The organism is Planctomicrobium limosum (assembly GCF_051465645.1).
Taxonomy (GTDB): Bacteria; Planctomycetota; Planctomycetia; order Planctomycetales; family Planctomycetaceae; genus Planctomicrobium.
On the sequence record NZ_CP195790.1, the window covers coordinates 3,010,494 to 3,036,798 of the forward strand.

12 protein-coding genes, 2 tRNA genes and 2 pseudogenes are annotated in these 26,305 nt (G+C 53.4%); 11 read left to right on the forward strand and 5 right to left on the reverse strand.

What is annotated here, in order from left to right; genetic code table 11:
- Positions 1-28: 28 nt before the first annotated feature.
- Positions 29-553 carry a hypothetical protein gene (locus tag SH527x_RS11290; RefSeq protein ID WP_437190787.1) on the forward strand — a complete coding sequence of 175 codons (525 nt, stop codon included), beginning with the start codon at positions 29-31 and terminating at the stop codon, positions 551-553.
- 274 nt (positions 554-827) lie between these two features.
- Positions 828-2,741, forward strand: a complete 1,914-nt coding sequence (locus SH527x_RS11295; RefSeq protein WP_437190788.1) for a DEAD/DEAH box helicase — start codon at positions 828-830, stop codon at positions 2,739-2,741.
- A 46-nt stretch (positions 2,742-2,787) separates the two neighbouring features.
- Here the strand turns inward: SH527x_RS11295 and SH527x_RS11300 are convergent, their stop codons facing one another.
- Positions 2,788-7,506 carry a DEAD/DEAH box helicase gene (locus SH527x_RS11300; RefSeq protein WP_437190789.1) on the reverse strand — a complete coding sequence of 1,573 codons (4,719 nt, stop codon included), beginning with the start codon at positions 7,504-7,506 and terminating at the stop codon, positions 2,788-2,790.
- A gap of 193 nt (positions 7,507-7,699) precedes the next feature.
- Positions 7,700-7,772 (reverse strand) — tRNA-Gly (locus SH527x_RS11305).
- A gap of 321 nt (positions 7,773-8,093) precedes the next feature.
- Between SH527x_RS11305 and SH527x_RS11310 the strand changes: the two genes are divergently transcribed.
- Positions 8,094-8,167 (forward strand) — tRNA-Arg (locus SH527x_RS11310).
- Between the two features lie 231 nt (positions 8,168-8,398).
- Positions 8,399-8,680, forward strand: coding sequence for a hypothetical protein (locus SH527x_RS11315; protein ID WP_437190790.1), 282 nt, complete (start codon positions 8,399-8,401; stop codon positions 8,678-8,680).
- A 141-nt stretch (positions 8,681-8,821) separates the two neighbouring features.
- On the opposite strand, the gene SH527x_RS11320 is transcribed toward SH527x_RS11315, so the two are convergent.
- The 3 genes from SH527x_RS11320 to SH527x_RS11330 all read right to left on the reverse strand — a co-directional run bounded on the left by SH527x_RS11320 (position 8,822) and on the right by SH527x_RS11330 (position 13,963).
- On the reverse strand, positions 8,822-10,882 hold the full coding sequence (locus SH527x_RS11320; protein ID WP_437190791.1) for a carboxy terminal-processing peptidase: 2,061 nt from the start codon (positions 10,880-10,882) through the stop codon (positions 8,822-8,824).
- A 486-nt stretch (positions 10,883-11,368) separates the two neighbouring features.
- Complete coding sequence (locus tag SH527x_RS11325) at positions 11,369-12,052, reverse strand: ABC transporter ATP-binding protein (RefSeq protein WP_437190792.1); 684 nt, start codon at positions 12,050-12,052, stop codon at positions 11,369-11,371.
- Positions 12,053-12,208: 156 nt separating this feature from the next.
- Entirely contained in the window at positions 12,209-13,963 is a 1,755-nt protein-coding gene (locus SH527x_RS11330) for a hypothetical protein (RefSeq protein WP_437190793.1), read from the reverse strand.
- 397 nt (positions 13,964-14,360) lie between these two features.
- Between SH527x_RS11330 and SH527x_RS11335 the strand changes: the two genes are divergently transcribed.
- The 7 genes and pseudogenes from SH527x_RS11335 (at position 14,361) to SH527x_RS11365 (ending at position 26,040) form a co-directional block, all read left to right on the forward strand.
- Positions 14,361-14,711, forward strand: a complete 351-nt coding sequence (locus SH527x_RS11335; RefSeq protein WP_437190794.1) for a hypothetical protein — start codon at positions 14,361-14,363, stop codon at positions 14,709-14,711.
- Positions 14,712-15,398: 687 nt separating this feature from the next.
- Positions 15,399-19,382, forward strand: a complete 3,984-nt coding sequence (locus SH527x_RS11340; protein ID WP_437190795.1) for a class I tRNA ligase family protein — start codon at positions 15,399-15,401, stop codon at positions 19,380-19,382.
- 523 nt (positions 19,383-19,905) lie between these two features.
- A pseudogene (locus SH527x_RS11345) lies at positions 19,906-22,353 on the forward strand (M16 family metallopeptidase); the annotation flags it as partial.
- A gap of 330 nt (positions 22,354-22,683) precedes the next feature.
- A pseudogene (locus tag SH527x_RS11350) lies at positions 22,684-23,010 on the forward strand (FKBP-type peptidyl-prolyl cis-trans isomerase); the annotation flags it as partial.
- Positions 23,011-23,169: 159 nt separating this feature from the next.
- On the forward strand, positions 23,170-23,721 hold the full coding sequence (locus SH527x_RS11355; RefSeq protein WP_437190796.1) for an FKBP-type peptidyl-prolyl cis-trans isomerase: 552 nt from the start codon (positions 23,170-23,172) through the stop codon (positions 23,719-23,721).
- A 335-nt stretch (positions 23,722-24,056) separates the two neighbouring features.
- The gene (locus SH527x_RS11360; RefSeq protein ID WP_437190797.1) at positions 24,057-24,902 is read left to right on the forward strand and encodes a rhomboid family intramembrane serine protease; all 846 of its coding nucleotides are present in this window, start codon (positions 24,057-24,059) and stop codon (positions 24,900-24,902) included.
- 337 nt (positions 24,903-25,239) lie between these two features.
- A complete protein-coding gene (locus tag SH527x_RS11365) occupies positions 25,240-26,040 on the forward strand; it encodes a hypothetical protein (protein ID WP_437190798.1) in 801 nt (266 codons plus the stop codon).
- Positions 26,041-26,305: the final 265 nt, after the last annotated feature.

Genomic DNA, 26,305 nt, shown 5'->3' on the forward strand with positions numbered 1-26,305 from the left:
GGGCGGCTAGTACTGAGGTGGAATTTTCATGACGCAGCAGGTGAACGAGAACCGCTTACATCTCGGATTCTTGCGAGTCGCATTGACCGAACAGGGTTATGTTGGCGGACTTTTAGTCACCAACCACCTGGGACGGCCGCTCGAGTTCCAGTGTACAACTCCAGTTCGTGCCAATCGGACTCAGCAGATCCTGTATGGCCCGACATTGGAGCCATTCATCTATTCCGAACTGATCGGGAAGACACTGTTCGAACGATTGAGCGTGAAGCCACAATTGCTCATTGTCGCTCAAGACACTGTGCTCGATGTTCGACGTCAAATCGAAATCCCTGTCATTTGTCTGATTGAATCAGGCGACAAAAAGGACCTGCCAGACGAGCTACGCGTTTCGCTGGGCAGACAGTCTTTCCAGATGCACAGTGAGTTCACAGAAGACCTGGAACGCATCTCGATCGCACAGAAAAGAATTCCAGCCGAAGCAGACATGCTTGAACCACTCGAACGGGTTCAGGATGCATTAAAGGAAACACTGAGAGCCGGTGCAGTTGCATAACAAACAACTTGTCAGGCTGCCTGCGACACAAACGCGGGAAGCAGTCATACAGCACATGAAATCAATGGAGACGGACGGGTGAGCAAGTTGCTCGATAAACGACATGGACGTCGCCACCCCGTTCGATTTCAAACCGAATCCAATTGGCCCTTGTCTTGTTGAATTCCGACTGATGAATTCAACAAGACACGTCTCTGACTCTACTCGGTGTCAACGCGAGTCAGGGAAATAGAGCCTGATCCCATTGGATTACAAACTTCAGGCAGGGATGCCCATGAGTTTCTTCTTTCCAAAAACTGATCGCTCAGCTGAACTGGAAAATCCGCTTCAGGAAAATCCTACTGGCGACGCTGTCGATTTTGTCGCTCTGGCCTCACAACTCGTTGGCAATCCAGAGACATCGACACTCGACTGCAACCTCCGACAGCCGGACATCTATGTCACCGGTATGAACGGAGCGTTGAAGCGTCTGCCTCAAGTCTCGACGCAGAATCAAGGACTGCTTGAGCGAGCCGGATTCGTTCCCCGCTGGAAGCCATTCTGGCCAAAGATCCAGACATTCGGCGTCAACTTCCCTGCAGGCATGGAATTCCTCCCGCCAAAGAAGAAGCCGGAAGAGGAAGAAACCCGACAGATCTTCGTGCCTGCACCAAAAGCAGAAAATGCGGAAGATGTCATCGCCGAGAAGAAGGCCACGCGCATCAAGCCGCCTTCAAATGCACTCTCAATCGAAGACCGGTTGTTCTACCTGCTCCAGCCGCCATTGGAATCATGGCTCCGCGGGCAGGAACTGATCATGCCGTTCGAGCCATTCCCTTATCAGTACGAAGGGATTGCATGGATCTTTTCACAAGATTCCGCATTGCTCGCCGACGAAATGGGACTCGGCAAAACGATGCAGACGATCACTGCATTACGACTCTTGTTGCGCGCAGGAAAAGTGCGTCGCGTGTTGATGATCTGCCCGAAGCCACTCATTCCAAACTGGCAGCGCGAGTTCCAAACCTGGGCAGAAGAGATTCCTGTCACCACTGTTGAAGGCAACGGCGATCGTCGTCAGATGATCTGGAACATGCCTGGGTCCATGGTCTTGCTTGCCAACTATGAGTCCGTTGTTCGCGACTTTCAGGCAATGAACCCGGACAACTATCCCCAGTTTGACATGGTCGTACTGGACGAAGCACAGCGAATCAAAAACCGCAGTTCGGTGACAGCGTCAACGATTCACAGCATCCCGCGGAAGCGCAGTCTGTGTCTGACGGGAACGCCGATCGAGAATCGCGCAGAAGAGATGATCTCTCTGTTCGAATTCATGCGTGTCATTCCAAAACATGCAACGCCAGACATCAACCAGCTGTCAAAGCTGAGCGAAGACTTCATTCTCCGTCGCACAAAAGACCTGGTGATGAAAGATATGCCACCGCGTCTTGACCGCGACGAGATCATTGATTTGAGTCCGGCTCAACGACAAGCCTACGACTATGCTGAAAAGGAAGGAATCATCCAACTCAATTCGATGGGCGATTCCATCACAGTTCAACACGTCTTTGAACTTGTTTTACGATTGAAGCAAATCTGCAATGCAGACCCGTTGACCGGCGAATCCTGCAAGCTGGAACGACTCGTTGCAGATATGGAAGAAATCGCAGCGTCCGGCGGAAAAGCAATTCTCTTCAGCCAATGGACGAAGACGCTCGACTGGCTTCAGGAACGCACAAAGCAGTTCGGGTGCCTGACCTATCACGGGGGCATCCCAACTCCGAAACGCGAACCGATTTTGACTCAGTTCAAAAACGATCCAAAGAGCCATCTGATTTTGATGAGCTACGGAACCGGTGCCGTCGGGTTGAACCTGCAATTCGCTGGTTACGTCTTCCTTTACGATCGCTGGTGGAATCCGGCGATCGAAGACCAGGCAATCAACCGGGCACACCGTATTGGGGTGAAGACTCAGGTGATCGTCAGCCGTCTGATCTGCAAGAACACAATTGAAGAACGAATCGATCTTGTGCTACGCGAGAAACGTGAACTCTTCAAACGCGTCCTCGGAGATGGCAATAACGAAGATGCATCGTTGTCTCTGTCCGCTGGAGAAATCTTCGGGCTGTTCGACCTGCGAGCACGCGCCGGTAACAAATCCCGGCCAATTGGCCCGAAGAAGCCACAGTCAGATTCTGCCGCCGCATAATGCGGTTTGACTCAACATGTCATCGAACCGAAGCCGTTTCAACTTCCTAAAATGGAAACGGCTTCGGAATTCCGCCTCTGGTTGCAGGCTTCCGACGTCGGCGAGGAGAAGGAATCTGCTCAGGCGTTGTGATCTCGTTTCCTGACGGAGCTTCAGTCTGTTCTGCTGTCGCATTCACATTCACATTCGTCGGTGTCCGACTCGTTGGTGACGTCAGCGTCAATGCGATCAACCGACCGGCGCACTCGCTGAGCAGAATGCCCCAATCAAACGCGAGTCGCTGCTGTTCGGCCGCAGGCAGATCCGGCGAGATCCAATGGTCTTCCGCTTTCTTCCACCCGACAATTTTGCCGCGTCGATAGGCGATCTGATGTGTGGCGGTTGCAGGAATCCGTTTTCCGGGGCCAATCACCCCTGTCAGATTCAATGGGTCGGCTGCGGAAATAATGCAGAGCTCGCCTGGCCCTTCCGCTTGCCGAACGCTTCGCAACTCTCGAACCGCGTCACTGGTGGCGTACTGTTCTCCTCCGACTCCACGAATGAAGCGGCCTCCGCGTAATTCTCCTCTCGCTTCCAATCGTCGATAGACTCGAAGCAGTTCCCACCACGCTGGTGCCAAAGACTCCCGCTGCAAAAGATCACGGAAGACGACACCCCAACGGCGAATCAACTGCCACGCCCACTCTTCGATCAGTTCGTCTTTCGAGATGACAGGCGTCTCTTCAGGCTGCGGAACCGCTTTCTCTGTCGGCGTATTTCCTGTCGACATTCCGCTATCTGATTGCTCATGAAGCTTCGTCCATCTCCCGAGTGCTCCAGATTGACGACGCACACGCTGATACCGTCTCGGCAGTCCGGGACGATCATTTCCTGTCGGGTTCGTGATCAACTGACGCAAGCCAGCGAATCCATCCGAAGTCAGAATTCCAGCGGAAACAAGCTCTCCAAGGATGTATTCCAATTCACTGGGAAGCATCTTCAAACGCTGACAGACATCATTCGCGAAGAGGGCCCCTTGTGATTCAAGCAATGCCAGCACATCTTGAGCGGTAGGGGACAACTCGTCACGTTGAGCGGGAGTCGAGCGCGCGACCAACCATGGAAAATCCCCTCTCAAAAACAACGACACTGGAATCGCACGAGTGATCGACGCCATCGGACGACCGGCAATCGCCTTCTTTGTAGCCTGAGGTTCTAACCGCCCCCATCCAACGTCGCCGGAAAAGCACAATTCATCGAGCCAAGCCGGCCGATAGTTTTCGACTCTCAGCGGTAAAACACTTTGTTCCCACGCACCGGCCCCCAGATCGAGCCCCTGCAGTTGTGAGATCACTTCATGAACGCCATCGCTCTCGGCCTTTCGATACCCTGGCAATGCTCCTTGATGCCGAGCCAGAAACTCCAGATAGACCTCCGGTTCGACGGCTTCAATTTCCTGACGTAACCCAGAAATCGTCAGGCGATGAATTCTCGAAAGAAGCCGTCTGTGGCACCACTCAATCTCCGGTGACTCACTCGCAACATCTGGTGAGATTGCGGCAAAGCGACCACGTAAAACGAGCCCTTCCCCTTCGATCGCTTCCAGAGACGCAAAGATTCGATGAACCGGAAGGCCAAGTAATTCTTCCAGGTGGACCGCACTCATCGGCCCACTGGTTTCGATCCAACCCCGCAATAATGAGACCAGCGCGTCTGTTACTTCCCAAGTCTTCTGCAGCTCCTCCGGAACGTCAATTGCCTGATCCAGAACAGCATCCGGAAAGAGCACCGACACTGCTGGCCAGGATTCAATTGCAGCCCACCCTCGCCGCCCAGGGAGGTACTCGACTTCAACAGCCCGACCATTCTGCTGAAGCGAATGAAGCAGATCCCGATGCTCAGTCGTCTCCAGTTGCATTCGGTAGTGAATCGGGTGAGGACTCTCTTTACCGTCCGTCCAGACTGGAACGAGCATTCGGCCCACGAGTAAGTCATGCAGTTCGTCTGCATCGCGAATCTCAGGCTGGGCTTCACGAACAACCTGTTCGATCGCATTGGGATCAAGTCGCCCCAGATCACGAAGACTTTCGACGTTCAATGATCGCCGCGTTGCGACCGCCCGAGCACGTCGCTCCTGTGCTTCCCCTCCATCCAGAAATGCGTACGGATTCGAGTTCAGCAACTCGTACGCAAACGGAGATGGTTCTCTGGTATCTCGCCCGACGATTGTAAATTCACCGGCCTCGATCTTCCCCAATAGTTCGGTCAGCCCCTCAATATCAAGGGCTTCGGACAGGCAATCTGCCATGGTCTGTTGAACAAGTGGATGGTCTGGAATCTCGTGGTCGCCGACAATGTTTTCCTGACACCCTGTCAACTTTGGAAAGACAGCCGTCAACAGGTCCTCAGAACGGAATCGCTGTAACGCCGGGGCAACCTTCTTTCCATTCTCCATGCGAGAGACAAACAGCGAGCGAGTCACATTCCATCGCCAGCGGAAATGAAACATCGGGACAACAAGCAAGGCCTGCTCAAGCAGATTCTGAGCGTTGTCCGTGCGCATCATTGGAAAGAGCGATTCCAAAGGAAAGCTGTGTTGCGGTCCCAGTGATAATAGAAATCCATCGTCGTCCGCTGACGCCTGCAATTCGAAATCGAAAGACCTGCAAAATCGCTTTCGAAACGCCAGTCCCCAACCGCGATTGATACGAGTACCAAACGGGGCATGCACCACCATTTGCATTCCCCCGGACTCATCGAAGAAGCGTTCGAAGACAATTCGTCGCTGTGTCGGGAGAACACCAATTGCAGCACGTTGCGCCGCCATGTAAATCACGATCTGCCACGCAGAATCGACATCGCAAAGCGTCTCTGTCTGCAACCAATCGGCGATCGGCTGCCACTTCTTTGGGCGTTCTTCTTCTCCACTCTCGTATGAAGCAGCTTCATCCAACGAGTCTGTTTGCTTCTCGATCAATTGATCAGCGCGAATCAGACGTTGTTCGATCTCTTCTCGCAGCGACGAGACTTCGTGCGACAATTCCGTCGTTCGGCCGGGTGCTTCCCCACGCCAGAACGGAATTGTTGGAGGCGCCCCTTGAGCATCCGAGACCAGAAGATCATTTCCTCGAAGTCGACGAATCCGCCATGAAGTGTTTCCCAACAGGAAAATATCACCAGCCTGACTCTCAACGCCGAACTCTTCATCGACACTACCGACGACCGTATTCTCATCCTCAAGAATGACGCGAACGGTATCGACTTCAGCAATCGCTCCCCCGTTGCTGAGAGCCTTCAATCTCGCGGCACGTCGACCTTTCACCCGATGGTTGATGCGGTCGTAATAAATCAACGATGCCCCGCGACCACCATGTTCGGTCAGGCCATTTGCGAGCATGATCAACGTCTGCTCAAACTTTTCACGAGTCAGATTGCGATATGGCCAGGCGCGACGGAACCGCCGATACAGCACGTCGACTTCCCATTCATCGATCGCGACTTCAGCAACAATCTGCTGGGCCAGAATATCAATGGGAGCTTCTGGAATGGGCGTCACATCCAGCCGTCGATGTTGAACAGCCCGAATCAAAGCCATGCACTCAACGAGTTCATCGCGAGTCAGGGCAACAAGCCGCCCTTTCGGCACGAGCCCCAGTGCATGACCAGAGCGTCCGATACGCTGCAGAAAGGAGGCAATGGATCTTGGAGACCCGATCTGCAGAACAAGATCGATGTACCCGACATCAATCCCCAGTTCGAGCGACGCCGTCGCCACGACAGCCTTCAATTCTCCGTTCTTCAACTTCTGTTCGGTATCCAGCCGGATCTCTTTCGAGAGAGAACCATGATGGCTACCGACTGCATTCTCTCCGAGCAACTGCGTCAACTGGTGAGTGAGCCGTTCCGCCAGACGCCGAGTATTCACAAAGATGAGTGTACTGCGATGCTCGTTAATCAACTCGACAATACGTTCGTTGATCGTTGCCCACTGATCGTGCGAGCAAACCGCCTGCAACTCTCCTGCAGGTACCTCGATCCCCAGATCCAGATCGCGTGCATGCCCCACATCGACAATCGCGCAGGATGTCGATTCGTCAGCGGATCTCAATTCGCCATCAGAACTCCCGACCAGAAATTCCGCCATGCGTTCGATCGGCTTCTGCGTGGCAGACAGGCCGATGCGCTGCAATGGAGCTTGAGTTAAGGCGGCAAGTCGTTCCAGCGAAAGTGCGAGATGCGACCCCCGTTTGTCTCGAACGAGTGCATGAATTTCGTCGACAATCACGGTCCGGACCGACCGCAACATGTCCCGCCCCTTCTCCGCAGTCAGCAGCAGGTACAGCGACTCCGGTGTTGTCACCAGAATATGCGGGGGCTTCTTGACCAGTTGTGTTCGCTGAGACGGCGTCGAATCCCCGGTCCTTAACCCTGCCCGAATTGCAGAGACATCCAGTCCGGCGTTCGCTGCGAATTCCTGGATTTCAGCCAACGGGCCAGAAAGATTCCGCTGCATGTCATTGGACAGAGCCCGCAAGGGCGAGACATAGAGAACCTGCAACTCGCTCCGGAGTTCGCCTTCGACCGACTGTCGGAACAAGCGGTCAATGATCGCGAGAAACGCAGTCAGCGTCTTACCACTTCCGGTGGGAGCGGCAATCAGAGTATGTTCGCCGCGTGCGATATGCGGCCAACCAGCCAGCTGCGGATCGGTCGGTCCCTGAAACCGGGAGCGAAACCAATCCTGCACAACGGGATGAAAGAGCGAGAGAACGTCGTCGGAAGACAAATTCGGAACCTCCTGTACAATTGAATATTGTACGGTCCCTCGTGCTGCAGAAAAGCACGAACTCGTTCAATCGCGCAGGAAGAGTTGATCGGCCGTTGAATCAACGACCTGAAGCCAACACAACAAAACCACTCCTCCTATAACACAATAACCCCGAAGTCATTTCTAACTTCGGGGTTATGTCGTTATTCAAAGCGGGTGACCGGGCTCGAACCGGCTACCTCCAGCTTGGGAAGCTAGCGCTCTGCCAAATGAGCTACACCCGCAAGCGAAACCCAATCCAAAACTTGCATCGTTCTCGACCGGATTTCTGGCGAGATTATGGCAGGAGTCCGTTCGCTCGTCCAGACATTGGAATCGTCAATTCACAGACAGAAACCATCATTTTCCAATCGCAGCGATTCCATCGCACCTGTATCTGGTAACGCGGTCCCCAGCTGCATTGTGAGATGATTGCACGCAGCCGATCCGACTCTCACTGGTCACCACACTTCAAATGGCTCAAGACTGGACGCTGAGATGTCGCCCTGCAATAATTCGACGCAACTTCCACAACCGAAACTGGTTGCTGGATGTAATATCCAGAAGTCCCCGTAGCTCAGCTGGATAGAGCGTTAGCCTCCGGAGCTAAAGGTCAGAGGTTCGAATCCTCTCGGGGACGCTTTCTTACTGCACCACTTTTTGACCCGTCTCATCCCAGACCGGTTATCGTTCGGAAAAGCAGCACTTCTGCTTGAGCAGTTTCAATGACCATTGTGACCAGGCAAGCTCCACTTCTGGTCTGTTCTTCTTCCATTGAAACACATTCGAAATGTGATCACATGGAAGTTCAAACTCCTCTCGTTGAGCACTGGCTCTGCCTGACACCACCCCAACACGAATTGACCAGAACATGACCATTTGGACCCTGCTCGCTGCGACGGTACTCGCCGTTATCATTGGGCTCGTCATCTTCGCGTTTTCAGTGAGCCTCAAGAACGTGAAGTCGGCAGAAGAACGACGCTACATCGTAAAATGGACATTGATCTTCCTGTTCATCATCGGATCCTTCATTGCCGCAATTCTGACGGTTCCTCCTGAAAGGAAGTTTCTCATCTGGATCATCTACATCGTTGTGCTTCCTGTCGCCATTCGCCTCAGCAAACGACAAGACAAGAATCCATCCAACGGGTAATTCACAAGGTTCGAGCAGCCTGACCAAATCGATCACGCGACCGCATCACGGCACATTCAAAACTGCACCTGAAACAGAAAGAAGCCTCAGGCGAACAAATTCGCCTGAGGCTTCTTTACTTAAATCATCAGCAACTTCAGATTACTTGGATGTCGCAACACGACCGCTGAGGGCATCCAGATAATCGAGAGTGATACTCAGCACTTCATCTTCATAGAACCGTTTTGGAAACACTGGATCGCCTGGCTTCTGAGTCTTGCCTTCGGCACCTTCCAGATCTTCGGTTTCCTTCTTGGCAACTTCATCGTTCGCCCGTTCTTTACGAGCTTCTTCTTCATTCAGGGTCACCTGAGTGCGATCTTTCTTCTCAAGATATCGCGCAATCGAACGATTCAGCTTCTGGAACTCTGCCGAGTTCGCAATTCGGCCTTCGCTCAACTTCTGAATTGAAGCAATCAGTTCTGGATTGACCAGACGCCCTTCCGAGTACTTCACTGGCGGGACGCGATCGAATGGCAAGGCGCGGTCCATAGAACTTTCGCCAATGTCCCAGTGATCGATCAGTGATGGCAACACAACGTCAGAGCGAACACCCAGGTTCTGAGTGCTGTCACCATTCACACGGTAGAACTGCTGAATGGTCAGTTTCAACTTGCCGCGATCCCCCTGTTTAATCAGGCTGAACGGCTGGCGAGGCGAAACGTCCATCAGACTCTGAACGGTTCCTTTTCCGTGAGTGGTCGTATCGCCGACAATGATTCCACGTTTATAGTCGCGGATCACACCGGCAAAAATCTCTGAAGCTGAAGCGGACAGGCGGTTGTTCAACACCACGAGTGGCTTGGTTGTTTTGACACCAGGGTCACGATCTTCAAGAGCCTGAACATAGCCGCTCGGTTCTTTCACCTGAACGACTGGTCCCTTATCAATGAAGAGGCCAGAGATCGCAACCGCTTCGGTCAGCGCTCCCCCACCGTTCATGCGCAGGTCAACAACGATGGCGTCAACGCCTCCATCTTTCTCGAACTGATCCAGCACTTTGCTGACATCCACAGCAGCACTTTTCAGATCTTCGCTTCCCTGATTACGGGAGAAATCATGGTAGAAGCTCGGGATGTTAATCACACCAATTCGCCCCGGACGACCAAGTCGATCCTGGGTATTGATAATTTCGCCCTTAACTTCAGATTCCTTCAACTCAATCTTTTTACGAGTGAGCGAAATCACCTTGCGCTCACCGCCACTCGCTGGAGTAATCTGCAATCGAACGATGGTTCCGCGTGGACCGCGAATCAAACGCACAACATCGCTGAGTTTCATGCGGTAGATGTCGACGATTTCACCAGCTGCATCCTGGCCGACACCAATGATCTTGTCGCCAGGTTTCAGCGTTCCTTCTTCAGCAGCGGCACCGCTTGGCACGATGTCGGCCACGACTGTGTATCCATCGTCAGCACGCAAAGCCGCACCGATCCCGTCCAGACTCAATCGCATCTGGATATCGAAGTCTTCCCAGCTATGTGGAGACATGTATGTTGAGTGTGGATCGAAGCACTGTGCGAGAACAGTGAGATAGATCTCCAATTCTTCGCCCGGGCTGTACTGATCGACAATCAGCTGAGTATTGCGATAGCGCTTATCGAGCTTCTCGCGTGCTTCAGCAATTGTCTGCCCATCCAGAATGAACTGCAGCAGATCATACTTCACTCGCTTACGCCAGCGTTCGTTCAACTCTTCCTGAGTGGCTGCCCATTCCTGCTTCTTCGCGTCAACTTCAATTGACTCTTGAACGGTGAAGTCATGTTCAGCCACAACCAGCTTATGGACAACTTCCATCTGGTCGTTCAATCGCTTCTTATAGAGGTTGAACACTTCATAGCAGAAGCGAACGTCCCCAGCCTTGATTTCGTCATCAAGGGTCAGTCGATGTGTTTCGAATGAAGTGACATCTGACTTCAGGAAATAGAGTTTCTGAGGATCAAGACTCTTCAGGAAGCCATCCAGCAGCATGCCGGAGACTTTGTCGTCGATTTCCCCTCGTCCAAAGTGGAACTTGGGAATCATGCGAGAGACGAGCTTGGCTGTCTCTTGATCTGTGGGATCGGCAGAAGAGAGCCGCTGTGCATAGGCAGTAGAGAGCCCGAGTATGAGCAATCCAACCGCCGTGAACCGCCGGATCCGTGTCACGTCGATAGAAGTCATTCGTGTCGCCTGTTCGTATTCAAAATTCGATTGGCCAGGTTCGATTGGACCTTCCTTACTGCATCCGCCCCGACGAACTCTTGCGAACTCCGGCTAAGCCGCACCGCCCTGTCGTTCATCAAGCATCAACAGAGTACTCAGACCACTGCCCACAACGTCCGTGTTGTGACTCAAAACCTCGGATCAAACAACGGTTAAAAAGTTCAGCTGCACTTGCATTGCCCTTCGGAAACTCCGAGGTTGCCTTCAAAATGCTATCCCAATGTTGAAAGCACGACAAGGTGCACTTTATCGCAAACCGATGCAAGCGTTTCCACTTAAATTGGTTACGTGCAAGTCACGCCCCCGTCGAACCAGCAACAGAAGTCATCGTCCTGAGCGTATCAAATTCCCAAAACTGCAGCATTTTCTCTTGCTGATCACATTCCTGACCACGATTTCACGCTCTGCACTCGACAGATGAACAATCCAGGAAAATTCCAGCTGTCAACGGACTCCGGCAAGACTGTTCGACTGAACGCATCCATTCTCCAGTCGCAGAATCTGATCAGAATCTCGGAGGTAGCGATGGTCATGCGTCACCGTGACCACAGTTGCTCCCTGTTCTCGCTGCAATTCCCGCAACAGGTCAAACACAATCTGCCCGGACTGCCCATCGAGTTCTCCTGTCGGTTCATCTGCCAGAATCACTCTGGGATTTTTGAGAATCGCCCGCGCGATGGCAACTCGCTGCTGCTCTCCACCTGACAGTTGGCTGGGACGATGATGCCAACGCCCCGACAGCCCCACTCGATCCAACAACTCACCAGCACGTCGCCTTAATTCCGGTGGACAGCCTTCTGGAATGAAAGGGACCAGAGTGTTCTGGAGCGCGTCCAGATTCTTCAACAGATTAAAACTCTGAAAGATAAACCCGACGTCCTTTTGCCGGAAGCGATTCTGTTCCTGCTTCGACATCGTGGTCAACGACTTTCCCGCGACCTGAATCTCGCCAGACGTCGGAGTATCCAGCGCCCCCAACAGATACAGAAGCGTGCTTTTACCGCTCCCGGATGGACCAAGAATAAACGAACAAGTCCCTTCCTGGAATTCGCAGGAGACACCGCGTAGCACTTCAACACGGCCGGCCGAACTCTGGTACGACTTGGTCACATTCTGTACGGCAATCATCAATCACCATTCTGGTTCTGATGCCGAGCACCAACCGAAGTTCAATCCACAAAAAAAGGGTGTTGCAACAAACGGCAACACCCTTTTCGAATTCATTCAACCGTCAGTATGGACGAAAGACTCCACCTTGGTCTCACTTAATAAAGCACATCGCTACTAAGAAGAAGATCCACTGCGGTTGCCACGACCATTACCGCGACGGCGACGATCGTCTCCGCCTCGTCCACCACTCCCGCCGCTTGAGCGACGACTTCCGGACGGCTTCGGCTGCTTCTTGACCAACAGGGAAATCGCATGTTCCCAGGTTGGAATTCCAGCATAGCGTTCCGGATCGACTGCCACGATCTCATCGAGCTCGCGAACCCGTTCCGAAACTGGAGCATCGTCGACTGGCCGGCGCTCTCTCTGATCACGACGTCCACGTCTCGGCTGATCCGATGATGGTCGAGTGGACTCTGCTGGAGCCTTCGCCTGTGGTTGCGATTGAGACTTCGCAGGAGACTGAGATTGAGGTTTCGGTTGAGGTTCCGAGCGTTTCCGAGATGGAGGCGGGCCACGGCGTCGGCGTGGTTGCTCCTCGAGCAGACCAGCACCGAACCCATCTGAGTCTTCCGCAACAGTTTCTACGACGTCTTCTTCGTATGAATCTTCCTCTTCGTACTCGCAGACTTCGACCACTGGTCGAGCCTTCGGAGACGAAGATCGCTTTGGTGCAGTCTCTCCGAAGATTCCGCCGCCAAAGTCATCAGACTCCTCGCTTGACGCTCCCAGCACTGGTTCGTCAGCAAGTGGAGCCTCTTCACGGCGCTCTGGGCGACCGCGGCGACGACGTCGGTCGCGTGACTTGCGTTCTGGTGGATTTCCAGATTCGTCCTCTGGCCCCCGACTTTCCGGTTCGACCTCGCGTACGCTCTCCTCGGCTGCCACTGGGCGAGCACCACGTTGAGGGCGACGGCTCTCCCGGCGTGGTTCCTGAGCTGGCTCACGTGACTCCTGCCGAGTTGTTTCAGGTGCTGCGGCTTCGCGTTCCCCTGACTCCTGTCGAGTCCCACGTCGGCGGCGTGATCGACCACGTGATGGGCGTTCTTCGCGACCTTCACGAGTTTCAGCAGCAGGTTCAGGACGGACCACTTCCTCTTGGACAGCTTCTTCCCGGACTTCACTCCGGGTCTCTTCACGATCACGCGGACGGCGTCGATCTCGATCGCGGTCTCCACGACCACGTCCACGGCCGCGGCCACGATCAGAACGTGATGAAGATTCACTTTCTGCTCTCGATGCCGCCGGCTTTTCTTCCCAGCCGTCCCAATTATCGAGTGCGTCCCAGTATGAATCTTCCCGGCCCGACGGTGCTCGTTCAGATGAACCGGAATTCACCACGTCATCCAAATCTTCATCGTCGTCATCGTCTTCATCATCGAAATCGACAGGCGCATTGCCTTTTGCCGAAACTTGCATGACGGCTTCTTCCACTTCCTCAATGAAATCATCGCCGAAGTCGTCGTCATCGTCAGCGAAATCCACCGGCTGGCTTGTTTTCGCGACTGGGCGGTCGAGTAGACCTCCGCCGAAATCATCATCGTCCCAGTCGTCAATCTCAGGCTCGTCATCAATCAAAGCCGGAGGCGGAACTGGTCGCATCGGAGAATTCACTGCGCGAACGATCCAGGCAAGTGGATCTTCGGCTGCATCAGGTACGTCCTGAGCAACAGCCTGTGCTTCAGTCACACCTTGAGGTGACGCTGGGGCTTTTTCCTGAGGCAAACCAAACCCCAGATCATCAAGGCCCAATCCATCCACATCCAATGGTTCTCCGAAGTCGACAGGGGAGTTCAAATCCACTCCCAACAGGTCGTGAGCCAAGGATTGCAGGTTTTCGTCTGACGGCGGTTTTGGAAATTTAGAGCTCATACGGTTGAGATTACCGGGTGATGCAACCTACTTGCAAGACTCAAACACCCCCTGACCATTCTGACCTGACCGACAGGGGGATGTTCAGGGCCGAAATTTTTAATAATTCCGATCCTTCCCAAAAAATGAGATTCATGCATTCCAAAATGCCTGCCGAACATTGACGGAAAGGCTTTTTCCTGCATTCTAAAGAGAGTCACAGTTGAGAATGACACTCCGGAACCTCAGGATGCTTAATCAAGCCGCTTGACATTGCACTTTCAATCCAGTATCGACCCGCGATACACATGATTGTAAGAATTCACTGACAGCCGAAAATTTCCCTGGAAGTAACCAGACGGGTATACGGTCGTCCCAACGGTGCGTTGCAGCACAAGCCACAGAAGGTCACTTAATCATGACGATGACGATCTTTTCACATTCCGTTCAAGCTTCTCGGGAGTTGGAAAGCTTCGACTGGGAAGAAGGATCCGCCCCGAACGTTGTCGCCGATTTCGAGGAAGAAGACGGCATCGAAGGTGACGAAGAAGGCATTGAAGACGACGAAGAAGATGAGGATGATGAGTTCGACGACGACGACTTCGAAGATGAAGACTTCGAAGACGAGGACTTTGAAGACGAAGAATTCGAAGACGAAGAATTTGACGACGAAGAGCTCGAAGAAGAAGACGAATTCGACGACGAAGACGACGATGAAGATGACGACGACGACTTCGACGATTTCGAAGACGACGAAGAAGAGTTCTAAGAAACTCAGCGTCCGATTCGCTCGCAACAACCAGAGCCAATGCGTCTGAAATTGCACCTGCCGAGGGGGAGAGGAATCGAGTTGCACCCAAACAAGCACAAGATCAATAAACATTGATCCCAAAAGAGCTTGAGGCATCAACTTCGTGTCTTCGTGTTCCTCCGCAAACGCCACCAGCTGGCGTCTCCTCAAATCAGTGCAACGCCAGATGTCTCAACAGCCGCATAAGCATTTGCGGCTGCATTGCTTTGGTATCGGACCATGTCCTTAACGCGTAGCGGCCCAAGGCAAGTTTGGTTCACTCCAGGTTTCACGCCGACGCTCGGATCTCCCGACGTCGGCGTTTTTGCGTTTCAAAGCTCCCTCAGATTTTCTGCAGGCCCTTTACCGTACAATTCGCTACTCCGATCACCCAAAAGTCGGCTGCCCGCACCCACAAGTGACTTCCGATTCGAAAGAGGGTTGACTGACATTTCCGGTCTCAGTCCGCTAATGTATTAACTCCAAAGTAGATAAGCGTTTTTGGTTACGGTTGCCTGAACTTCGACTGACTGCGAACGTCCCGCTTCTTCACAACGTGGGACAGATTCTTACCATTGATCGCGCCAAGAGCGCAGCCCGACTGCATTGTGTCGTGGGATTATCCCAGACAGTTGGCGCCCTGAATTGAACGAAATTGAGTTTTCGATGTTTCAAAAAGTTGATGATGCCCGATTTCTTCACGGTGAGCACGACGTCCTCCGTTTCTGGGCAGAACACGACATTTTCGGCCTGCTGCAGAAAAAGAACGCCGGGAAGAAAAAATGGTCGTTCCTCGACGGACCGATCACAGCGAACAACCCAATGGGTGTCCACCATGCCTGGGGACGAACCTACAAAGACGTCTATCAGCGTTTTCACGCAATGACAGGTCACGAACTCCGTTACCAGAACGGGTTCGACTGTCAGGGGCTTTGGGTGGAAGTTGAAGTTGAGAAACAATTGAACTTGGGCAGCAAGACTGCCATCGAAGAATTCGGCATCGACACATTCACACGCGAGTGCAAGCGCCGCGTACTCAAATTTGCTGCTCGACAGACAGAACAGTCAATTCGTCTGGGCTACTGGATGCAGTGGGATCTTCCAGAAGAACTGCGGAAGCTCTCTGAGTCCATTCCGGTCGCTGGGGAAAGCGGTCCTGCACAGATCGACTACACCACAGCCAACGGCAAACAGGTAACCGGGTCAGCTGAAGAGATCACGTCAAAACTCGGTAACCCGGAATGGGGCGGCAGCTACTTCACGTTCTCAACAGAGAACAACGAAACGATCTGGGCATTTCTTAAGAAGTGCTTCGAACGGGGCAAGATCTATCGCGGCCACGACGTCATGCCTTGGAGCGGACGTGGTGGAAGCGCGTATTCGCAAATGGAAGTCGCCGACGGTCGTAAGCTGACGACTCACCGCGCCTGCTTCGTGCGATTCCCGCTGACTCAACGCGCCGATGGTACTCCAGTTGAAGGCGAGTACCTGCTCGTTTGGACCACCACGCCGTGGACCCTGACCTCCAACGTCGCAGCTGCCATCAATCCGGATCTGGATTATCTCCGAATCAAGGCCAACAAAGACGGGGCCATCTACTACTTCGCGAAAGACAACCTGAACTTCAAACGACTCGAAAAAGAGTTCAAAGAAGGCTTCGGGCGTCCTGAATGGAACTGGCCAGAAGGGGTCGACAAACTCAAGACCATCGGCCAGATCTTCAAGGAACAAGGCGGATTCGAAGAACTCGGGACCGTGAAGGGTTCAGATCTGATCGGCTGGCGATACGCTGGCCCATTCGATGATCTCGAAGCGCAAAACATCGTCCACGAGAACTCGACGTCCGGTGTTCAGGCTCATCGCGTCATCGATGGCGGTCGCGATTTCAAAGGGAACGCGAACGTTGTCGCCGGAGAAGGAACAGGGATCGTCCACATCGCCCCTGGTTGCGGGGATGTCGACCATAAAATGGGTGTCGAACTCGGACTCCCGATCATCGCGCCACTGGGTGAAGATGGCCGCTATCTCGAAGGATTCGGAGCCTTCACCGGACGGGAAGCCACCGATCCGACAACAGTGGATTTCGTCTTCGAAGAACTGAAGAAGAAGGAACTCGTTGTCAGCGTCGAGAACTATCCGCACATCTATCCATTCTGCTGGCGAACCGGCGATGAACTCGTCTTCCGACTGGTGGATGAGTGGTTCATCAACATGGACTGGCGTGACGAAATCAAGGACGTCACCAAGTGCATCAACTGGGTGCCAGATTCGATTCAAGGGCAGGAACGTGAGATCGAATGGCTCACGACCATGCGAGATTGGATGATCTCCAAGAAGCGATTCTGGGGTCTCGCGCTGCCGATCTGGGTGAATCCGAATGACCCAACCGACTTCGAAGTCGTTGGTTCACTCGCCGAGTTGAAAGAACGCGCACTCAACGGCGGTGAAGGCTGGGAACAGTTCGAAGGACACACTCCACACCGGCCGTGGATCGATGTCGTCAAGATTCGCAGCACGAAAACCGGCGAACTGCTGGAACGAATCGAAGACGTCGGTAACCCATGGCTCGACGCGGGAATCGTGCCGTTTTCGACACTCATGTACAACTCGAACAAGGAAGCATGGAAACAATGGTATCCAGCTGACCTTGTCACGGAATGCTTCCCCGGACAGTTCCGCAACTGGTTCTACTCGATGCTCTCGCTCGCAACGATGATGCGTTACGACGAGACAGACGATCCGAACGAAAAGCGTCCATTCAAGAACCTGCTCGGCCACCGCCTCGTCATGAACGAGGAAGGGAAACCGATGCACAAATCCGACGGAACCGCCATCTGGTTCGAAGAAGCTGCAGAACAGCTCGGAGTCGACACACTCCGCTGGCTGTACCTTGCCCAGAACCCTGCAGCCGATCTGCGATTCGGAACTCGACACGCCAACGATCCAGTCACGCTGGAAACAGTTGAAGGTCCAATTTCCGAGACCAAAGAAGGTCTGGCGACATGCAAGGTCACCAGTAAACCGGCCGATGACGTTCGACGTCAGGCATTGATTCCGTTGTGGAACAGCTATGCCTTCTTCGTGAACTACGCCATCCTCGACGGGTTCACCCCGACACTCGCTCAGGTTCCATTGCAGAGTCGACCGGAGATCGACCGCTGGATTCTGTCGCGACTTCAGGAACTGACTCAAACCGCGCACGATGCGTTTGAGAACCTGAAAGTGGCCGAGTTCATGAGTGAAGCGACGGAATTTGTCGACGACCTCTCCAACTGGTATATCCGCCGAAATCGACGACGGTTCTGGAAGGCCAAAGGAGAAGAATCGTCGGCTTCAACACCAGTCGCCACGACTTCCGTGCCTGCTGAACCAGTGACGGCCGCTCCTGAAGCCGCAACTCCAATTGCAACGGCAGAAGCGATCTATCGCACCTATCTGTCGGCTCGCAAGCAGGGGCTGAACCGCGACAAATCGACATTGCTCCGTGAAGTCTTCTCGGAAACCGGCGACTTCACCGTCAATGACCTGTTGGTGCGATTGAGTCGCTACAAAGACGGCCAACGCCTCCACCGGCTCGACATTCAACGGGGATTGAAGCAACTGGTCGAAGCTGGCCTGATCACATGCACTGATGAGGTCTACCGACCAGCTCAGGCAGGGACTGTCCAGACAGGTTCTGCTCAAGCCGCACCTGCTACCTCCGGTGAGAACTGGGACGCAGACAAGCTTGCCGCTTACCAGACTCTCTACGAAGTGTTGTTGACGCTCTCCAAGTTGCTGGCTCCATGTATTCCGTTCCTGACAGAGCGGATGTATGGCAACCTCGTGAACGCAGGGGCATCTGCACCACAGTCAGTGCACTTGTGTGATTACCCGACAGCCGATCAGTCAAAACTTGACCTCGATCTGAACTGGAAGACGCAACAGGTTCAGACACTGGTTCGAATGGCACATCGCCTCCGCGAGACCGCTGAACTTCGAGTTCGCCAGCCATTGACCGAGTTGCGATTCGCAACCCAGGACGATCGTCAGGCAGTCGCGTTGCAGCAGTATGCGGACATCATCGCCGACGAACTGAACGTGAAGCTGGTAACACGCACCGACAATCTGGACGATCTGGTCACCTACGCCTTCAAACCGAACCTGAAGACACTGGGACCGAAGTATGGCAAGCTGTTGAATGTCATTCGCAATGGTCTGTCGACCGTCGATGCGTCACTGCTCGCTCCACTTCGCTCCGGCGCCAACGTGACACTCACCCTGGAAGGGAACGAAGTCGTTCTCGCTCCAGAAGACGTCATGGTCAGCGTTCAACAGTCCAGCGACTGGGCAAGTGCAGACGACGCAGGGATCCAGATTGCGTTGTCGACAAAGCTGACACCAGAGCTGATTCAGGAAGGAATGGCCCGCGACCTGATTCGTCATATTCAGCAACAGCGCAAAGACGCAAACCTCGAAGAGAACCAGCGCATCTCGGTGCAGTGGAACACAACCGGGAATGGCGAACTTGCTGAATCTGCAATCGCCGCCTGGAAGCAAACCATCCTGACCGAGACTCGTGCGGACAAGATCGAATCCGTGGGCGCGGTTCCAGCGAATTCCAAATCAGTTTCCATTGGAGACGTTTCGATTTCGCTCTCGATTCAATAGTTCGGTTCACCCAATCCGCGATCCTCTGGATGCGTGACAAGTTTTCGAACTGCAATCGATTTGTGATTCACATTCACACCGAAGGTCCTGATGACAATCATCAGGACCTTTTTTCATTTCCCCCGAGGAATTCTCAAACGCTGACTCCCTGCCGTGTTCGCCACCGAAGCAATGTTTCCGGCTGGTGACGTTCTCCATTTTGCCAATTGAATCCGCTTCAATCATTCAGGGTCAATCGAAATTGCCAGAACCGCTTGCCAACACTGGAGATTTGGGATCTTTCACATCTTGATTAAAGTTCGACCGTTCCCAAATTGAAAAACCACTGTTACCATCGCAATCTGAACCCACAAACAGAGAAGACACCGGGTTCAGCGACTGACTTCCGGTGTATTTGAATGGCGGACAGACGCAGCGAGATTCAAGGCTAGCGCCCATTCTCAAGCTGTTTTTAGAACGAAGTAAGGAAACATACATGCTTCGCCGAGTTTGTTACCTCTTTCTTGCTGCAGGGATGTATATCATGACTGGATCCTCTGGCCTCGCGGATCCGCAGCTTGTCACCTCAGTTGAGGGCATCGCGGAGTACCGTCTTGAAAACGGCCTTAAAATTCTGCTTTTCCCGGATCCATCCAAACCACAAGTTACGGTCAACATGACCGTCTTCGTTGGATCACGACACGAAGGCTATGGCGAAGCCGGGATGGCTCACCTTCTTGAGCACATGCTGTTCAAAGGAACTCCAAAATATCCTCAGATCCCGAAAGTCTTGAAGGACCACGGAGCCGAGTTCAACGGAACGACCTGGCTGGATCGAACGAACTATTACGAAACGCTCCCTGCCAGCCCGGAGAATCTGGAATTCGCGATCGCACTGGAAGCCGACCGTCTCGTGAACAGCTTCGTCAAAGGCGAAGATCTGAAGTCCGAGATGACCGTTGTTCGCAACGAATTCGAACGGGGCGAAAACTCACCTTCCGGGATTCTCGGTCAGCGACTCATGTCAGCTGCTTACCAGTGGCACAACTACGGTAAGTCAACGATCGGAAACCGCGCCGACATCGAACGAGTTCCAGTCGAGAACCTGCAACGCTTCTACAGGAAGTATTATCAACCAGACAATGTCATGCTGATCGTCGCTGGTTCATTTGATCCAGAGCAGGCCCTGCAGCTGATCAACAACTACTTCGGTTCGATTCCAAAACCAGAACGGGTTCTCGAACAGACCTACACCGAGGAACCGGCTCAGGATGGAGACCGCCTCGTCACGCTACGTCGCGTCGGTGATGTTGGTCTTGCCGGTGCTGTGTATCACATTCCGTCCGGGGCTCATCCAGACTACGTTCCAATCGATGTCCTCGAACACATTTTGACATCATCTCCATCAGGCCGTCTCTATAAGGCTCTTGTTGAGACCAAACTGGCTTCGAGCATTTCCGGTGCTGCATACGCCCTGCACGACCCAGGCGTTTTGCGATTCATGGCCGAGTGCAATGCTGGTGTGAACTCACGTGACGTCCTGAGCAAGATGCTGGAAGTCCTCGAATCCGTGGGGACTGAAGGTGTCACAGAAGAAGAAGTCGAACGTGCCAAACGCTACTGGATGAAAGTCTGGGAGATGTCTCTGGCTGACAGCAGTCGCATGGCCATTCAGCTCAGCGACTGGGCAGCTCAAGGTGACTGGCGACTGATCTATCTGTATCGCGATCGCCTTGAAACAGTCACGGCCGCTGAAGTGGATGCCGTTGCAAAGAAGTACCTGGTTGAAAACAACCGAACTGCCGGTGTCTTCATCCCAAGCAAAGAATCGAACCGAGCCACAGTTCCGGCGACTCCAGTTCTCGCTGAGATGATCGGCGACTATCAAGGTCGTGAAGTTGTTGCGGCTGGTGAAGCATTTGATGTCAGTCCGCAGAACATTGACAGCCGCACCGAACGAGTTGTCCTTCCATCTGGTGTCAAAGCAGCCTTCCTCCCGAAAAAGACACGCGGAGAATCAGTCGTTCTTCGTCTGACTTTGCGGTACGGAACAGCAGAAACGCTGATGGGCCTGAAATCGGCCACAGAAGTTCTCCCAGGTCTGATGCTTCGGGGAACCGAGAAACTGTCTCGTCAACAGATTCAGGACGAGCTCGATAAGAACAAAGCCCGACTCGCTCCAGAAGGGAGCCCAGGCGAACTGACCTTCCAGTTGGAAACTCGTCGTGAGCATCTCCCAGCAACACTGGAGATCCTGCGACAGGTTCTGCGAGAGCCCACCTTCCCGACAGAAGAACTGGAAATCATTCGCAATGCTCGACTTTCTCACGCAAACCAGAGTCTGACAGATCCAACCGAACTCGCCAGAATTGCAGTGTCGAAAGCGATCGGGGGAGACTACCCGAAAGAGGACGTTCGCTATATCGCGTCTGTCGAAGAACAGATTCAGCAATGGACAAGTCTGAAGCAGGCAGAAATTGTCTCCCTGTATAAGGAATTCCTCGGCGGTTCAATCGGCGAAGTGACCGTCATCGGAGACTTTGAGGTCGACACCGTCCGCCCACTGATCGAGAAGTTCCTGGCCGACTGGAAGACTTCAAAGCCATTCGCTCACATCCCGCGAACTGGCAACGTGAAAGTCGACACAACCCGGAAGCAGATCGAAACTCCAGATAAGGAAAACGCCACCTATATCGCTGGGGCCGTTTTCCCAATGAACGATCTGAATCCAGAGTACCCTGCTCTGATCATCGGAAACTACGTCCTTGGCACAAGTGGACTCTCTTCTCGCCTCGGTGATCGTGTTCGTCAGAAAGAAGGTCTGTCATACGGAGTCGGGTCGTTCATCCGATCGTCATCACTTGATGAGCGGACAACATTCCTGGCCTATGCCATCACCAACCCCGACAACATGGGGAAAGTCGAGACAGCAATCAAAGAAGAAATTGCCCTGCTGTTAAAGGATGGAATCACAAAGGATGAATTGAGCGAAGCCCAGAAGGGTTACCTCGAATCACAGATCATTGACCGATCCGACGACAAACAGCTGGCCGCGATTCTTTCGAGCCTGCTGTATCTCGACCGCACAATGGAATACTACGTGACTCGCGAAAGCGAAATTCGCGGACTGACGACAGAGAGCGTTCTGGCATCATTGAAAAAATGGCTGCATCCAGACGAAATTGCTGTCGTTGTCGCCGGGGATTTTGCAAAGGCGAGTGCGAAAGCAGAAGTCCCTGCGAAAACAGAAGCCCCTTCTAAGCCGGAAACAACACCGGCACCTAAAATGGAGAAATCGATGTCAGCAGACAGCGCCGAATTCAAGACCACCGCTTCCGGATTGAAGTACAAGATCCTCACCCCGGGAACCGGTGCTCAGCCAACTGCGACCAACACAGTCACCTGTCATTACCGTGGCTGGCTCGACAATGGCAAAGAATTCGACAGCTCTTACGGCGGCGAACCGATTTCATTCCCATTGAATCGCGTGATCGCAGGTTGGACCGAAGGTCTGCAGCTGATCAAAGAAGGTGGAAAGATCGAACTCGAAATTCCATCGAATCTTGGCTACGGAAAACGTGGAGCTCCTCCAGTGATTCCGGGCGACGCCACCCTGCACTTCGAAGTTGAACTCTTCAAAGTGAAATAACGTGCTGATCAACCAGAATCGCCGTCTCCCTGGGGCGGCGATTCTTTTGCAATCGAAGTCATTCTCTGGAACTTCCCTTGGCCGTTCTGTTTCAACTCCACAAGTACGGTCCCCGGAAGCTGACCCAATCCTCACCTTTCAACTCAATGTCTCTCACACATGAAACTCTCGCACTGCATGCTCTTTGCGTGTCTCCTCTCGGTGGGATGTGTCGCTGGTCCAGATGAGATCGCAGCAGACAAGCAATCCAAAAAAGAGACGATGGAACGAAATGCGGCGGACCTCGCAAAGGCTGGCGAAAGCGACGAGCCTGCAGGCGAAGTCCAAATGGCAAGTGGGGAAACCGGATCGTCGGCTGCTTCAACAAGCGCAACGGCGTTCAAAACCACCAACAACGGCCTGAAATACAAGATTATCAAAGAAGGGACCGGGAAACGCCCGACCGCCCGATCGACCGTCAGCTGCCACTACCGGGGCTGGCTCGACAATGGAAAAGAATTCGACAGCTCCTATAAACGAGGGGAGCCGACCGAGTTTCCATTGAACGGTGTGATTGCCGGGTGGACTGAAGGTCTGCAGCTGATCAAAGAAGGGGGCGAGATCGAGCTCGATATCCCAAGTCGTCTGGGCTACGGAGAAGGGGGAATGCCAGGAGCAATTCCACCAAACGCTCGACTCCACTTCACGATCGAGCTTTTGAAGGTGAAATAGCTGCGAAGCATTTTGCCTACTGCGAAACGACGTTCTCAATCGGAGAAAAGCCGGTTCCAGACCGATCAAAACGCTTCACCAAAGACGGTGACGCGCTACGATTCACTTGGACATCGGTTGCAATAACGTGAGGCGTCGGGAGCTGATACAGAGCGTGTCAGCTCCCTCTCAATCAACTGAAGTCCGTTTTCAGGGAAGCCCGAAGGGGTCATTTCCACTGAATGCCGTTACCGGCTTTCATCCCCCGGCAGAGAAATCTGCATATCGAGAAAGACAGATCGAAACATTCCGACAGACGAATCACTGAGTCCCACCGGAATGAATTGAGCGAGTTCATGAGAAAAATCGGCCAACTGACCGCGGAAAACTCAGCAGAGCGACTTCATCGCTATCTGGCACACAAAGGAATCGAGAATCGCGTCGACGCCAATGGCACACAGTGGGACGTCTGGGTTTTCGAAGAAAGCCAAATCCCCCAGGCACGCGAGTTCTATGACGACTTTGTGACCAATCCAGAGGCTCCCCGATTTGACGCTCCGGCTGTTGTCGTGCAGGCTCCTGTTGCCGCACCAGCTCCCCAACCGGAGCGGCGTCAGCGATCTCGAAATCCAGGACCATTTTCTGTCACACTGGTCGTTTCCGTACTCTGTTTCTGGTTTGCCATTGTCACCAGTTTCGGAAGCAAGACGGAAGAAGTATCCCATCTGAAAATGGCGTCCAGCCAAGCAGTTGGCCTCTCGGAGATTGTTCAGGGGCAGGTCTGGAGACTCGTCACCCCGATGTTTCTCCACTTTTCCGCCATCCACCTGCTCTTCAATGTCTACATTTTCTGGATGCTTGGCAGTGCCATTGAGCGTGGCAAAGGAAATCTCGCACTATTGTCCATCGTTCTGGTGATCAATCTCGTCGCGAATTTCACCCAGTATTTTCTGGCCGGTCCCAACTTCGGCGGCCTTTCCGGAGTCGTCTACGGGTTGTTCGGCTACATCTGGATGCGCTCTCGCCTGTTGCCGTCGGACGGCTTCTATATGCCCAAAAACCTTGTGAATCAGATGATACTTTGGGCGATCCTCTGCATCATCATCAGTGATGCGATCCCGATTGCGAACGGAGCACACTTTGGTGGCCTCTTCGCAGGAATGGCACTCGGAGCCCTTCCTCGACTCTGGCGGACTGAATAGTTCCTGCGCAGATACGGAAAATCGGGAGACTTTGCCCAGCGATTGCGAGTGAAGTCCAACGAGCTCGTCAATTCAACACAACCGCCACAACAGCAATGGCTTGCACGACCAACAAACAGGTCTCCAGCCCAGGATGTGTCGATGAATTCCCGGAACTTTCTGTAACTCTTCTTGAGTTCAGGGGCGTTTCCCTCCCTATAATGGCATTGTGAAGTAGGGAAGGTGCGCGCAGTCATTTCACGTTATTCGTTATCGGCGTGCACAGTGAGGATTAAGAGATCCAGAAAACGGCTGGCTATGGAAAGCTGGCGACTGGGTCGAATCAGGACTCGTGCCAATGCACACTGCCGATTTCCAACTTGAGAAGACAAACGAAAAGACACGCACCGAAATGCTTTCTCAGGAAGAAATTCAGGTGGCCAGTGACACTCTGGACGACGCTCGTCCCAAAAGACCTGCGCGCGAAGATTTTGAAGTCAACGAATTCAATTACCGCCCGGTTTCTGTCGTAGCAGTCGTCGGACTGGTTCTCTCGCTCATATCCAGTGCTGCGATCTTCATCTGGCTGGTTCTTCCGCTTTGTCTTCTGGCGACCTTTATCAGCACAGTCGGCCTCATCTCAATCCGTCGTTCCCGCGGTGGCTATAGCGGAACACCGGTTGCGTTGCTGGGAATCTTCCTGGGGACATCATTCTTCCTGGGCGGAGTTGGATTTCAGGTTTATGCCTACCAGACAGAAGTCCCGGACGGCTACCAGCGTCTGAGCTTTGCCGCTGATATTTCCGAAAAGGAAGTCATTCAAGAAGACGGTGAAACCAAACCCCACCCTGATGTCGCCGCATTGGAAGGCAAGCCGGTCTTCATTAAAGGCTACATCTATCAGACCGGACAGCTGACGGACATTGGCTCGTTCCTGCTGGTGAAAGACAATGCCGACTGCTGCTTCGGCGGGAAGCCAAAGATCTGGGATCGTCTTGGCGTCGTGATGCAGGATGGCAAGAAAATCGATTACCGAGCAGGGAAGGTCGCTGTGGCTGGAACATTCCGCCTCAACCCGAACTTCAAAGGCGAGAGCGAACTCGAACCGATTTACATCGTGGAAGCGGACTACTTCTCAACCCACGTCAGCGATTTCTAGACTGGTCCAGTTTACCAGATGGCTGCGTGACAGCCTTTTCGATGTCGCCGGTACTGACCGACACCGCTTCGCCACAGAAGCTCCAACCTTGCCCACCGTCGCAATGGGCCATTTACCGCGACTGGGCCCCAGCCATCCGCCTCCGCCTTCCCCTGCCAACAACAAGCTGTTCCACAGATCCTCGTTCCTGGTGAATCCAGTCGTGAGGAATGCATGCCAGAAGGTCACATGCAGGAATATTGTTCTCAAATCTGTTCTAATAGAT

What these genes read in the sequence shown, in the direction of transcription:
- SH527x_RS11295 (WP_437190788.1), top strand. Translation starts at nt 828, where the DNA reads ATGAGTTTCTTCTTTCCAAAAACTGATCGCTCAGCTGAACTGGAAAAT.
- SH527x_RS11355 (WP_437190796.1), top strand. Translation starts at nt 23,170, where the DNA reads ATGAAACTCTCGCACTGCATGCTCTTTGCGTGTCTCCTCTCGGTGGGA.
- SH527x_RS11335 (WP_437190794.1), top strand. Translation starts at nt 14,361, where the DNA reads ATGACGATGACGATCTTTTCACATTCCGTTCAAGCTTCTCGGGAGTTG.
- SH527x_RS11340 (WP_437190795.1), top strand. Translation starts at nt 15,399, where the DNA reads ATGTTTCAAAAAGTTGATGATGCCCGATTTCTTCACGGTGAGCACGAC.
- SH527x_RS11365 (WP_437190798.1), top strand. Translation starts at nt 25,240, where the DNA reads ATGCACACTGCCGATTTCCAACTTGAGAAGACAAACGAAAAGACACGC.
- SH527x_RS11290 (WP_437190787.1), top strand. Translation starts at nt 29, where the DNA reads ATGACGCAGCAGGTGAACGAGAACCGCTTACATCTCGGATTCTTGCGA.
- SH527x_RS11320 (WP_437190791.1), bottom strand. Translation starts at nt 10,882, where the DNA reads ATGACTTCTATCGACGTGACACGGATCCGGCGGTTCACGGCGGTTGGA.
- SH527x_RS11315 (WP_437190790.1), top strand. Translation starts at nt 8,399, where the DNA reads ATGACCATTTGGACCCTGCTCGCTGCGACGGTACTCGCCGTTATCATT.
- SH527x_RS11325 (WP_437190792.1), bottom strand. Translation starts at nt 12,052, where the DNA reads ATGATTGCCGTACAGAATGTGACCAAGTCGTACCAGAGTTCGGCCGGC.
- SH527x_RS11330 (WP_437190793.1), bottom strand. Translation starts at nt 13,963, where the DNA reads ATGAGCTCTAAATTTCCAAAACCGCCGTCAGACGAAAACCTGCAATCC.
- SH527x_RS11360 (WP_437190797.1), top strand. Translation starts at nt 24,057, where the DNA reads ATGAGAAAAATCGGCCAACTGACCGCGGAAAACTCAGCAGAGCGACTT.